This is a genomic window from Corynebacterium sp. HMSC073H12, from assembly GCF_001837775.1.
GTDB classification, from domain to species: Bacteria; Actinomycetota; Actinomycetes; order Mycobacteriales; family Mycobacteriaceae; genus Corynebacterium; species Corynebacterium amycolatum.
In genome coordinates this window covers 87308-100015 of the sequence record NZ_KV834033.1, presented here as the reverse complement: position 1 = coordinate 100015, position 12708 = coordinate 87308, and the positions used below count along the sequence as shown (strand labels likewise).

The 12708-nt window shown below is 61.4% G+C and carries 11 protein-coding genes, 1 tRNA gene, 1 other RNA gene and 1 riboswitch; all 13 genes read left to right on the top strand.

Annotation, left to right across the window (positions count from 1 at the left end; genetic code table 11):
- Positions 1–16 precede the first annotated feature (16 nt).
- The 13 genes from HMPREF2708_RS04165 to ffs all read left to right on the top strand — a co-directional run bounded on the left by HMPREF2708_RS04165 (position 17) and on the right by ffs (position 12524).
- Positions 17–1243, top strand: coding sequence for an Nramp family divalent metal transporter (locus HMPREF2708_RS04165; protein WP_083321868.1), 1227 nt, complete (start codon positions 17–19; stop codon positions 1241–1243).
- Between the two features lie 115 nt (positions 1244–1358).
- A riboswitch (SAM riboswitch) is annotated at positions 1359–1479 on the top strand.
- Between the two features lie 11 nt (positions 1480–1490).
- A complete protein-coding gene (locus tag HMPREF2708_RS04160) occupies positions 1491–1844 on the top strand; it encodes a hypothetical protein (protein ID WP_038627330.1) in 354 nt (117 codons plus the stop codon).
- Between the two features lie 114 nt (positions 1845–1958).
- Positions 1959–3479 carry an AMP nucleosidase gene (locus HMPREF2708_RS04155; RefSeq protein WP_070832687.1) on the top strand — a complete coding sequence of 507 codons (1521 nt, stop codon included), beginning with the start codon at positions 1959–1961 and terminating at the stop codon, positions 3477–3479.
- 120 nt (positions 3480–3599) lie between these two features.
- On the top strand, positions 3600–4778 hold the full coding sequence (locus HMPREF2708_RS04150) for an HNH endonuclease signature motif containing protein (RefSeq protein WP_070832685.1): 1179 nt from the start codon (positions 3600–3602) through the stop codon (positions 4776–4778).
- Positions 4779–4815: 37 nt separating this feature from the next.
- The gene (locus HMPREF2708_RS04145; RefSeq protein ID WP_070832683.1) at positions 4816–5025 is read left to right on the top strand and encodes a heavy-metal-associated domain-containing protein; all 210 of its coding nucleotides are present in this window, start codon (positions 4816–4818) and stop codon (positions 5023–5025) included.
- A gap of 23 nt (positions 5026–5048) precedes the next feature.
- A complete protein-coding gene (locus HMPREF2708_RS04140; RefSeq protein WP_070832681.1) occupies positions 5049–7259 on the top strand; it encodes a heavy metal translocating P-type ATPase in 2211 nt (736 codons plus the stop codon).
- A complete protein-coding gene (locus HMPREF2708_RS04135; protein WP_070832679.1) occupies positions 7252–7599 on the top strand; it encodes a metal-sensitive transcriptional regulator in 348 nt (115 codons plus the stop codon). Before HMPREF2708_RS04140 ends, HMPREF2708_RS04135 begins: the two co-directional genes overlap by 8 nt.
- A 186-nt stretch (positions 7600–7785) precedes the next feature.
- A tRNA-Ser gene (locus HMPREF2708_RS04130) sits at positions 7786–7871 on the top strand.
- A 205-nt stretch (positions 7872–8076) separates the two neighbouring features.
- Entirely contained in the window at positions 8077–9426 is a 1350-nt protein-coding gene (locus tag HMPREF2708_RS04125) for an extracellular solute-binding protein (protein ID WP_070833110.1), read from the top strand.
- Positions 9427–10344 carry a carbohydrate ABC transporter permease gene (locus HMPREF2708_RS04120; RefSeq protein ID WP_070559682.1) on the top strand — a complete coding sequence of 306 codons (918 nt, stop codon included), beginning with the start codon at positions 9427–9429 and terminating at the stop codon, positions 10342–10344.
- A 12-nt stretch (positions 10345–10356) separates the two neighbouring features.
- Positions 10357–11196 (top strand): carbohydrate ABC transporter permease, encoded by an 840-nt coding sequence (locus HMPREF2708_RS04115; RefSeq protein ID WP_168168098.1) that lies wholly within the window; start codon positions 10357–10359, stop codon positions 11194–11196.
- Between the two features lie 18 nt (positions 11197–11214).
- Positions 11215–12372, top strand: a complete 1158-nt coding sequence (locus HMPREF2708_RS04110) for an ABC transporter ATP-binding protein (RefSeq protein WP_070832673.1) — start codon at positions 11215–11217, stop codon at positions 12370–12372.
- Between the two features lie 57 nt (positions 12373–12429).
- An RNA gene (ffs, locus tag HMPREF2708_RS04105) (signal recognition particle sRNA small type) lies at positions 12430–12524 on the top strand.
- Positions 12525–12708 lie beyond the last annotated feature (184 nt).

The window sequence follows — 12708 nt, the reverse complement described above, 5'->3', positions numbered from 1 at the left end:
GGCACAGGGGGCGCAAGTGACGTCGTCAAGCAAGCCCATGATGAGTCTGCTGGGGCCTGCGTTTGTGGCGGCGATTGCCTACGTGGACCCCGGAAATGTGGCTGCGAACCTGTCCGCGGGGGCTAGCTACGGGTATCTGCTGCTGTGGGTGCTGGTGGTGTCCAACCTCATGGCGATGGTTGTGCAGTACCTGTCGGCAAAGTACGGCCTGGTGACGGGGCGGTCGCTGACCGAAGGTGTTGCCGACCGCTTCGGTTCGAACCGGCCGGGGCGACTGGCGTACTGGGTGCAGGCCGAGATCGTGGCAGCAGCGACGGATGTGGCGGAAATTATTGGTGGTGCCACGGCGCTGTATCTGCTTTTCGGGACACCGATGCTGCTCGGTGGCGTCATTGTCGGCGTGGTCTCGCTGGGGCTGTTGCTGCTGCAGGGTGGGCGTTCGCAACGCACTTTTGAAGGTGTGATTGTGGCATTCCTGCTGGTCATCACGGTGGGATTCCTGGCCGGACTGTTTGTCACGGGATTGAGCCTCGGGGAGATGGCCAACGGAATTCTGCCGCGCTTCCAAGGCGCGCACACCGTGGTGCTGGCGGCGTCCATGCTGGGCGCGACCGTGATGCCGCATGCGGTCTACCTGCACTCCGGGCTGGTGCGCGACCGCGAGTACAAGGTGGAAGATGATGCTTCGCTGCGCCAACACCTGCGTGCCACGCGCATCGATGTCTTCGGTGCCCTCGTGCTGGCTGGGTCGGTGAATATTGGCATGCTGTGTCTCGCAGCCGAAGCGCTTCCGGGAGTGGAGGGGACTGACTCCATCGAAGGCGCCCACGCTGCCGTGACCAGCGCGCTCGGCCCTGTAGTGGGTGTGCTTTTTGCGGTTGGATTGTTGGCCTCCGGGCTGGCGTCGTCCTCTGTCGGCTGCTACGCCGGCGACCTGATTATGCGTGACCTGCTGAAGGTGCACGTGCCGATGCTGGTGCGCCGCATAGTCACCATCATTCCGGCGCTGCTCATTATCGCCAGCGGCGTGGAGCCGACGTGGGCGCTGGTGCTCAGCCAGGTGGTGCTGTCGATTGGTATCCCGTTTGCGCTGGTCCCGCTGGTGTATATGACCTCCTCGCGTGCCGAGATGGGCATCTGGGCCAACACCCCACTACTGCGCCGAGTCGCGTGGGTTATCTGTGGGCTCATTGTCGCGCTCAACGTGGCGCTGGTGGTCCTGGTGCTGATGGGGAAGGGGTAGTCGGTGGACGAGGTGGAAGGCGGCAGCTTCCGGGAGTGGCGGGGTGGGGCTTCGTCGTAAAGCGCGCGGGAGATGGTAGACAAAGCTGTCTAGTTGGTGTTAGGGTGGGCGACACGATCACAAGATATCGACGAGAAATGGCCTTTGACAGCGTCGATAGGCAACCGCCCGATTCGCGGACCCGGTGCCCCAAAGGAAGATCAGCCCCGCAGACCGCCTGCGGGGAAGAGCGAATAGGAGCGCCACAGTGCACACCACAATAAGCGACGTCCACATCATCCACCTCAGCCGTCACACCGCTGACCTCCTCGTCGACGGCCGACCCGTCGCCATCCGGCTGCAAGAAGCCGACATCGACCCCCACTCCCGGAATCTCGTCCAACTTCCCGTCGACCCCGCCTTCTACGCCACCCTCCGCGGCCAACAACGCGCCGACTACCTCAGCGCCCACGTCCGCGACGGCGTACGCTACGGCCGCATCCTCTGGCACGAGCTTGACGACGGTCGACACTTCCTCACCATCCCCACCGTCGGTGGCTACCACGTGCACCAGGTCTTTGAGGTTCGCCGAAGCCGTGAAGGAGTCTGGAGCCGGCACTGAGCTGGTTTCGTGAGCGTGGCGCGTCTGATGTAGTGAGCGCGGCATTGCGTGGGTGAGCGTGGTGATGAGCGCGGCGCGGATGCGAGCGGGAAACTCTCCGCCTAACCTTGGGCTATGCAGGTACGAGACTCCGCAACACCCCCGTTCTGGCCCACCGAAGGCGAAGGCGACTTCTACACCGACGCCGCCGCAGCCGTCGACCGGCTCACCGAAATCCACCGGGCAGGGATGGCCTACCTAGTCGAGCAGTACACCGCCGCCGCTAACGGAAATTCCGGGAGTGGGCCGGTGCGCGCCTACTACCCCGAACTACGCTTCACCGTCCCAGCCGGCAGTGCCGTCGAGGGCGTCGACCCCTCCCTGTCACACGGCTTCGTCGACCGCCCGGGAGTGTACGCCACCACCATCACCCGCCCGGTGATGTTCCGCACCTACCTCATCGAGCAAATCACCGACCTGCTCGCCAACCATGGTGGCGAAATCGAGGTGCGAGTCTCCGACCAGCCCATCCCACTGCGGATGTGCCGCGGTTTCGATGCGGCTGCCGAGGAAGCGGCGAGGAGGGAAGGGGCGTCGGCAAGCGCGTTGGCGGCAGTGGAGAAAACGTTTACCCCCATTGACTCCGCCTGCATCGACGACACCATCGCCGACGGCGAAGCCGACTACCTGGGCCTTCCCATCAAACCTTTGAGCCTCTTTACCGCCCAGCGCATCGACCTCGCCCTCCAGCGCCTCGAGCACTACACCGGGTCGCACGCCGCAAACATCCAGCGCTTCGTGCTGTTCACCAACTACCAGCTGCACACCGACGTGTTCCTCGAATACGCCGCCACCCTCACTCCCGGAAATCCCCACGGGTACACGGCGCTGGCGTGCCCGGGAGGAAAGCAGTACGACGTCGGCGCCATCCCCACTCCCGGAATTTGCCGTCAGCACGCGCACGCCTCGCAGATGCCGGCGTACCACCTGCTTCGCGACGACAAATGCGGCATCACCATCATCGACATCGGCGTCGGCCCCTCGAATGCCAAAACCATCACCGACTGCCTCGCCGTCACGCGCCCACACTGCTGGATGATGGTCGGACACTGCGCCGGCCTCGACGGCCGCATGCGCATCGGCGACATGATTCTCGCCAACGGCTACGACCGCGCCGACGGAGTCCTCGACAACTACGTGCCCCTGGAAAAACCCATCCCACCGATTGCGGAGATTCAGCTCGCCGTCACCAACGCGCTCGCCCGCGTCTCCGGACTTTCCGGCGACGAACTGAAAAAGCGCCTGCGCACCGGCACCGTGCTGTCGACCTCCGACCGCAACTGGGAGTGGCGCTCCCAGACCGACCTCTACCGGGAGCTGCAGAAATCCACCGCCATCGGCGTCGAAATGGAATCCGCCACCATCGCCGCCAACGGCTACCGCTTCCGCGTGCCCTACGGCGCGCTGCTCAGCGTCTCCGACATGCCGCTGCACGACAAACCCAAACTCCCGAAATCCGCCCGCGAGTTCTACCAATCCTCCAAGGAAGAGCACCTCATGGCCGCCGTGCGCGCGTGTGAGGACATGGCCGCCGCTCCCGACACCCTCCACTCCCGGAAGTTGCGTCGGCCGGTGGGAGAGGTTGCGTTCCGGTAGGTCACTTTCGGGAGCGTGTCGTCAAGTCCGTTTGTGCAGATTGTGCATGCTTTACGACGGCTGTGGACAACGCCAAAAAGCGATTGAAGCCGTCCCCTCCCGGACGCTAGCCTTAGCCCCATGACGACATTGGGACTGCTCAGCGCGCTGGCGACACGGGGGATTGACGTGCTCGCCGACCTGCGTGCCGCACTCCCGGAAAAATCCACCGGGCACCGGGAGTTGGCAGCCAGTATCGGCTTCGACCCCTTCCGACTCAAGCGCCTGCTGCGTTGCGCCGAGCGGCTGTTCGGCACCGTCGAGAAGGATGTTGATGCCGAATCCCGCGACAAAGCCGTCGCGATCGCCCGGGAGCTGAAGCTGTCGCTGGACACGGTAATGCAGATCGACAAGCGCTCCGGACAGCTCAACAACGTCGAAATCCGGGAGTACTACCGCCTGGACTTCACCCGCGCCGCCGCGGCCTACGACTTCGAGGGCCTCGACACCTACATGCGTACCAAGGTCAAGGAGCTCAACCGCACCGACGAGCCGCCGCAGCACCTGCGCGCCCACGTCTCCCGGAATCCCGACATCCGTGGGATGAAGCACCTGCAGGTCACCGGTCCGGCGAACATGATTGACGACCTGGTCGCGCCGCTGACCGTGCGCGCAGCCGAAATCGCCAAGGTGCACGAGGACTACACTCGAGATCGGTGCGTCGGTCAAGCGCTGGCAGAACGCCTGGCGCACGGGTCGGAGGGGCCGCTTGACGACGTCGATAAGCTCCGTTACCAGCCCGCGCTCATCGTAACCGCGCAAGACATCGTGGAGTACAGCCCGCGGTTTGCGGCGACCTCCAACGGTTCCGTCCTCACTCCCGGACAATTCGTCGAGGCGCTGCTCGCGGAAACCGGCTGGGTGCTGGTCTACGACGAGCACAACACGCCGACCGACCTACTCCCGATGCACAACCCGCGCCTGGCGACGGAGGAACAGCGCATCGCGATGATCCTCGACAATCCCATCTGCGCGTGGCCCGGGTGCCCGCGCCCCGCCCACGCCGGGCAGGCCCATCACCTGGTCGCCAGGAAAAACGGGGGTGCCACGACCATGGAAAACATGGTTATGACCTGCAAAGAACACAACGCCGCCAACGATGACGACAGGCAAGGCCTCAACGGGCACCTCGAGCGTGACGACGGTTCCGGTGCGGTCTACCGTCACCCGCCGTCTCCGCACGCGCCGCCCGAATTCAACCTTGCCTTCCCGACAGCTCTCGCGGGGCGGGCCTACTCGGGCTACCGTCAGCGCGAATAGCTTTACAGGTATACCCGTAGGGGGTATATGTTGGGGTATGGCTAATCAAACTTTTACTGTTACTGGCATGACATGCGGACACTGTGAGGCATCGGTGCGGGAGGAAGTCTCTGAACTCCCGGGAATCACCGATGTCCAGGTTGACCGCTCCCGGAATTTCCTTTCCGTGACCTCGGATGCAGGCATTGACACCGCTGCCGTAATCGCAGCAGTGGATGAAGCTGGCTACAAGGCGGTCGCAAACTAGACCCCCAAAAAAGAGGAAAGCGGATGTCTGAGCAGCAACTTCTCACCCTTGATATCCCCGTCGGCGGGATGACGTGTGCGTCGTGCGCAAACCGTATTCAACGCAAGCTGAACAAACTTGATGGCGTTAACGCGAGCGTGAACTATGCGACCGAAAAGGCGCATGTGGAGGCTCCGGCGGACATCAACCCGCAGCAGCTGATCGACACAATCGTGGCAGCGGGGTACACCGCTGAACTTCCGCAGGAAGAGCCCGAACATGAATCGGGTGATGCTCCCGAGGGGAAAGACCGGGAGCTGGAAGACCTGCGCAACCGTGTCATCGGCGCTGTCATCCTCACCACTCCCGTCATCGCAATGTCGATGATCCCTGCCCTCCAATTCACTAATTGGCAGTGGCTGTGCCTCACGCTCTCGGCGCCGGTCTTTGTGTGGGCCGGCTGGCCGTTCCACCGCGCGACACTGAAGAATCTGCGTCATGGCGAGGTCACCATGGACACGCTAATCACCATGGGTACGACCGCCTCGTTCCTCTGGAGTGTGTGGGCCTTGTTCTTCGGGCGCGCCGGGCTGCCGGGGCTCAAGCACGAGTTCCACTTCACGGTCACTCCCGGCGATGCTGATATGAACATCTACCTCGAGGCGATGGCCGGCATCATCATGTTTGTACTGATTGGGCGTTATTTCGAGAAGCGTTCCAAGCGCAACGCCGGTCAGGCGCTCCGGGAGTTGATGAAGCTCGGAGCCAAGGATGTCTCCGTTCTCGAAAGTTCGGGAGTGGAGAAGCGGCTGCCCGTGGAACAGCTCCGTCCGGGAGTGGTGTTCGTCGTTAGGCCTGGTGAGAAGATCGCGACGGACGGCGTTGTCGTGGAGGGCGCGTCGGCGGTGGATGCGTCGATGCTGACCGGCGAGCCGATGCCTGTCGAGGTCGGCCCTGGCGATGAGGTGACGGGGGCGACGATTAACACGTCGGGGCGGCTGCTTGTGCGGGCGACGCGCGTGGGCTCGGAGACGCAGTTGGCGCAGATGGCGGCGATGGTCGAGGCGGCGCAGACGGGCAAGGCACCGGTGCAGCGGCTGGCGGATCGGGTTTCGGGAGGGTTCGTGCCCGCCGTCATCGCGATCGCCGCGGTCACGCTGGGTGCGTGGTTGCTCACGGGGCACGGTGCGAGTGAGGCGGTCACGGCTGCGGTCGCCGTGCTCATCATCGCGTGCCCGTGTGCGCTTGGCTTAGCGACGCCCACAGCGCTCCTGGTCGGCACGAGTGAAGGTGCCAAGGCTGGTGTGTTGCTGCGTGGCCCGGAGGTGCTGGAGTCGGCGCGGAAGGTCGACACGATTGTGCTGGATAAGACCGGCACGGTGACTACGGGCGTGATGGAGTTGACGGAGGTACCTCCCACTCCCGAAAATCTGGTGCCGCTTGCCGCTTCGGTGGAAGCGGCGTCGCACCACCCGATTGCGCAGGCGATTGTGCGTGCGGCGGATCCGGATTCTCTACTCCTGGTTTCGAATTTCCGGGATATTCCGGGAGTGGGGGTTGAAGGCGTCGTGGATGGTCACCGCATCGAGGTCGGCCGCTCCGGGGAAAGTTCCGGGAGTGGGGGGACGGTGGTTGCGGTGCGCCGCGACGGCGAGCTGCTGGGCACGTTGGAGGTTTCGGATTCGGTGAAGCCGACGTCGGCGGCTGCGGTCGCGAAATTCCGGGAGTGGGGGGTGCGGCCGATTCTGCTGACCGGCGACGCCGCCACCCCTGCGTTTCGGGTCGCGGATGAGGTTGGTATTGCTCGCGAGGATGTGATTTCGGGAGTGATGCCGGAGGATAAGGTCGCGACGATTGAGAAGTTGCAGGCCAGCGGCGCGTGTGTGGCGATGGTCGGTGATGGCATTAATGACGCTGCGGCTCTTGCGCAGGCGGATTTAGGCATGGCGATGGGCACGGGCACCGATGTGGCGATGGAGGCCGCGGATATCACGCTGGTGCGTGGTGATTTGTTGGCGGCTGCGGATGCGCTGCGGTTGTCGCGCCGGACGCTCCGCACGATTCGGTCGAATCTTTTTTGGGCGTTTTTCTATAACGTTTTGGCAATTCCTGTCGCCGCGCTGGGGTTGTTGAATCCGATGTTGGCTGGCGCTGCGATGGCGTTTTCGTCGGTTTTTGTGGTCGGCAACAGTCTGCGTCTGCGCGGTTTTTCTCCGAGTCAACCAGCTATTCAAAAAGGAGTAATTCATGAGTGAGTCTTGTTGTTCGTCTCAATCGCATTCGCTTGACGACGGTTCTTGCTGCCATGACACCACTGATCCCGGTTATCTCTCGGAGAAGCGGCGTTATGAGTCCCGTATTCGTCGCATTGAGGGGCAGGTTCGTGGCATTGGTCGGATGATTGAGAACGAAGAGTACTGTATCGATGTTTTGACCCAGATTTCGGCGGTGAATTCGGCGTTGAAGTCGTTGGCGTTGACTCTTCTGGATGCTCACCTTCACCACTGCGTGGTGCATGCGGCTGAGGGCGGCCCGGAGGAGTTGGATGCCAAGCTGGAGGAGGCCTCGGCGGCGATTGCTCGGCTGGCTAAGTAACTCCCGGAAAAATTCCGGGAGTCGTGAAGCGAAACGGCGGTCAGCGGTCGGTGGTCGGCTGTCGTTTTTTGCTTCCGGCTGTTGGTTGCACCGATTGCGCCGGAGCGCCGCTCGAGAGCATTGTTTTCCCTGGTAGTGGGCGCGTTTTGGGAAAATGGGGTTTGTTGGGTAGTCTTTAACGACGTTGGAGGATTCGACTAGCGGCCTATGTCACACGCCTGGAACGCGTGCGGGAGTCACATCCCTCGTGGGTTCAAATCCCACATCCTCCGCAGAGTGAAAACCCCCGGTATACGCCGGGGGTTTTCTTATATTTTTGGCCAAATATGCCACTCCCGGGAGTACAGTTAGTTTTGTACGTCGAAGCACGGAGTGGTCATTATGTTTAATAAGCGCCTGAGAATCCGAAGAGCCGGCCGAGACCGTACAGGAGTTCGTTTCGGCTCTTTAGGCTCCGGCCCGAAGGTTCGAGCTGCCATCGCGGCAGTGTCAGCTGCATCGCTTGCCACGCTGGTGGCGGGTTGTGGTTCGGAGGTTCAGCAGGAAGCGGCGCCAGTACTGCGGATTATGGGGCCGGCGGATGGTTCGGATCAGTATGCGCAGGCGGCGCAGAAGTGCTCGGATGCGTCGGGCGGAAAGTATCGCCTGGAGTATGACATTTCGGCGAAGCAGACTGATGATCAGCGTCTTCAGTTGGCTCGTCGCATTGTGGGCGGGGATTCCTCGTTCGACATTATGGGCCTTGATGTGACGTGGACTCCGGAGTTCGCGGAGGCGGGCTGGGCGCTCCCACTCCCGGAAGATATGGCTGAGCGGGTTGCGGAGGGCACGCTGTCGGGTCCGTTGGATACGGCGACGTGGCAGGATCAGCTCTACGGGGCGCCGCTGAATACGAATACGCAGCTGCTGTGGTACCGAAAGTCGCTGGTAGATAGTCCGCCGAAGACGTGGGATGACTTAATCGCGACGGGGGAGCGGCTTGCCGATGAGGGCAAGGCGTCGATGATTGGCGTCCAGGCTGCGCAGTATGAGGGCTCGGTGGTGTGGCTCAATTCGATGACGGCGTCGGCGGGCGGTCAGCTGGTCGCGCCGGATGGGCAGTCGGTCACCATCGCGGATAACGATGCCGCGGAGCGCGCCCTGGACACCATGCACCGCGTGGCCACGGCGAAGGGGCATGATCCGTCGATTTCGCAGTCGGATGAGAACCAGGCCCGTCTGGCATTCGACCGCGGCGATGCATTTGCGCAGGTGAATTACCCATTTGTTTATGCCGGTGCGAAGGAGAAGGCGGAGTCGGGAAATCAGGTGGCTAAGGAGGTCTTCGAGGACATGGCCTGGACCACCTACCCGGCGATGGATGAGGGCACACCGGCGCAGGTCACGATTGGTGGCCTTAACCTTGCGGTGCCGTCGACGTCGAAGCACCCGGAGCTCGCTTTCGAGGCAATCGACTGCCTGCGCAATGAACAAAACCAGCTCAACAACGCGTTGAAGGGTGGCCTGCCGCCGACGTTGACGAAGCTCTACACGCAGGCCACAGATGAATTCAAGGGGGAATACCCGTTCTACCGGGAGATCTACGAGCAGTTGAATACGTTGGAGGAATCCGATTCGGCTGAGTTGACGCGGGAGGAGCGGGCGCTGTTGCCGTCGCCACGCACGGCCGGTGTGGTGACGCGCCCGAAGTCCCCTGCGTACCAGTCGTTGTCGATTTTGATGGCGTCGCGCATTAGTCCGCCGGAGGATGTTGATGCGAAATCACTGGTTGGCGCGCTTGATGAGGAGCTTCAGGCGGCCGTGAACTCGGAAGGCCTGGTGCCGTAGATGTCTGATAAATCTACGAAAACGAAGTCTGCGCTTTCCGACGGGCGCCGCGCCGAGCGTCGCCTCGGTCTGCTGTTGGTGGCTCCTGCGCTGATTTTGATGCTGGCGGTGACGGCGTACCCCATTGGGTACGCGATTTGGCTGTCGCTGCAGCGCTATGACCTGCGTTTCCCCGATGACCGTGAGTTTATCGGTCTGCAAAACTACGCATCCGTGCTGACCAGCAGTTATTGGTGGGAAGCGCTGGGTGTGACGGCCTTTATCACGCTGGTTTCGGTAGCGGTTGAGTTGGTGCTTGGCATGGCTATCGCGATGGTGATGTACCGCGCGATTTTCGGCCGCGGCCTGATCCGCACGGTGGTGCTGATTCCGTACGGCATCGTCACGGTGGCGGCGGCGTACTCGTGGAATTACGCGTGGACGCCGGGGACGGGGTATCTCGCCAATTTGCTTCCCGACGGCACCGCGCCGCTGACGGAGCAATGGCCGTCGATATTTATCATTATCGGTGCTGAAATTTGGAAGACGACTCCATTCATGGCGCTGCTGCTTCTTGCGGGTCTGGCGCTGGTGCCTGATGACGCGCTCAAGGCAGCCGAGTTGGATGGTGCGGGTTTCTGGCAGCGCTTTTTCAAGATCACCTTGCCGCTGATGAAACCGTCGATTGTGGTGGCTCTGCTGTTCCGTACGCTGGATGCTTTCCGAGTGTTCGACAACATCTACATTTTGACCAAGGGCAATAACGGCACTGGGTCGGTGTCGATTCTGGGTTACAACAACCTGTTTAAGGCGTTCAACCTGGGTATTGGTTCGGCAATTTCGGTGTTGATTTTTGTGTGCGTGGCGCTGATTGCAATTGTGTTCGTCAAGGGCTTCGGGGCCTCGTCGCCAGGCGCGGCCACGGGCAAGGATAATTAGGAGGCGATTGCTGTGCACAACACGGATAAGACACCGAAGCAACGCGTCGCATGGACAATCGGCATCGCCTTGGTGGTCATTTACGCGCTGGTGCCGGTGCTGTGGATTGCCAGCTTGTCGTTCAAGCCGACAACCGATCTGCACGATGGCCACTTCATTCCGCGCAATTGGACGTTGGATAACTACCGCGGCATCTTCCAGACCAGTGAATTCACCCGCGCGCTGATCAACTCGATTGGTATTGGGCTGATTACAACGCTTTTGGCGGTAATTGTCGGCACGATGGCGGCCTACGCTATTGCTCGCCTGGAGTTTCCGGGTAAGTCGGTGATTTTGGGAGTCTCGCTGCTGATTGCCATGTTTCCGCAGGTCTCCCTGGTCAGCCCGCTGTTCGACATCGAGCGCAAGCTCGGCCTGTTCGACACCTGGCCGGGCCTGGTTCTGCCGTACATCACTTTCGCACTCCCGATGGCAATCTTTATTCTGTCCTCCTTCTTCCGGGAGATTCCCTGGGAGCTGGAGAAGGCGGCGCAAATGGACGGCGCGACCCCTTTCCAGGCATTCCGCCTGGTGGTGGCGCCGCTGGCGATTCCGGGAATTGTCACCGCTGCAATTCTGGTGTTCATCTTCGCGTGGAATGACTTCCTGTTGGCGGTGTCGTTGACCTCGACGGAGGCGGCACGTACGGCGCCGGCGGCGATGGCGAACTTCACCGGCTCGTCGCAATTTGAGGAGCCGACCGGTTCCATTGCTGCTGCCGCGATTGTCATCACCATTCCGATTGTCATCTTTGTGGTTATTTTCCAACGTCGAATTGTCGCTGGTCTTACCTCCGGCGCAGTGAAGGGCTAAAGAAGGTTAGGGCTAAAAATGGCTGAAATTGAACTAAAGCACGTGTACAAGCGCTTTCCTGATGGTCACATCGGTGTGGAAGACGCGAATCTCAAAATCGACGACGGCGAGTTCATCATCCTCGTCGGCCCCTCCGGTTGCGGTAAGTCGACGATGCTGAACATGATTGCAGGGCTGGAGGACATCTCCGAAGGTGACCTGCTCATCGACGGTGAGCGCATGAACGATGTCGCTCCGAAGGACCGTGATATCGCCATGGTGTTTCAGTCCTACGCGCTGTACCCGCACATGAACGTCCGCGAGAACATCGCTTTTCCGCTCAAGCTGGCAAAACTGCCGAAGAAGGAGATCGAGAAGAAGGTCAACGAGGCCGCCGAAATTCTCGATCTGACGGAGTTCCTCGACCGCAAGCCCGCGCATCTCTCGGGTGGTCAGCGTCAGCGCGTGGCGATGGGCCGCGCCATCGTCCGCCGACCGAAGGTCTTCCTCATGGACGAGCCGCTCTCAAACCTGGACGCCAAGCTCCGCGTCCAGATGCGCACCGAAATTGCCCAGCTGCAGGAGCGCCTCAGCACCACCACTGTCTACGTCACCCACGATCAAACTGAGGCCATGACGTTGGGCGACCGCGTCGTCGTGCTGAAAAAGGGCGTTATCCAGCAAATCGGCGCTCCGCAAGAGCTCTACCACCGACCGGTCAACGTCTTCGTCGCCGGTTTCATCGGCTCACCTGCCATGAACTTCCTGCCCGCCACCGTGCTTGACGACGGTCACAGCGCCGACACCGCCCTGGGCCACCTGCCACTCCCGGAAAAGTTGGCTCCGGGCCGGAAGGTTATCGTCGGCTTGCGACCAGAGGCCTTCGAAGACGCCGTCCTGACCGGCGACAGTTGCGATGCACCAACAGTCGAGGTCGAGGTGTCCGTCCTGGAGGCGATGGGCTCCGAGCAGTTCATTCACTTCCCACTCCCGGAAATTGATTTGAAGGGGCATGCCGCAGCTGAGGAGGCTGGCCTGGCGGATAACCCGCATGCCATGTTGGTGGCTCGAGTCGATGCGGAGTCGAATGTGCGTCGAGGTCAGAAGATTACGTTGGCCATCAACACGGACAAGTTGAATGTCTTTGATTCTGAGTCGGGTGAGAACTTGGCGTTGAAGGCTAAGAATGAAAATTAGAAACTGTCGGCCTGACAGTGGTGTGACTTTTTGTACGTAGCTGTAGTAGGCTGTCTTCACGGATCCCATGTGGCGTCCATCTCGTGAACTCCCCCAGGGCAGGAATGCAGCAAGGGTCAGCGAGCTCTGACGGGTGCGTGGGGTCCCCTTTTTTTTATCCCCGGCGTTCTTCTGGCACTTGTGGCAGGGTTTCGGCCACTTGTCGACGGTTTCCTGTGACCTATCGATGTTTTTTCGGCACTTATCCCCGCGATATTGGCCAGGCCATTTCACCTATCGATGAGCTATTCACTTATGGCCACGCTGCAGCGCATCGATAGGTGAATACCTTGGCCA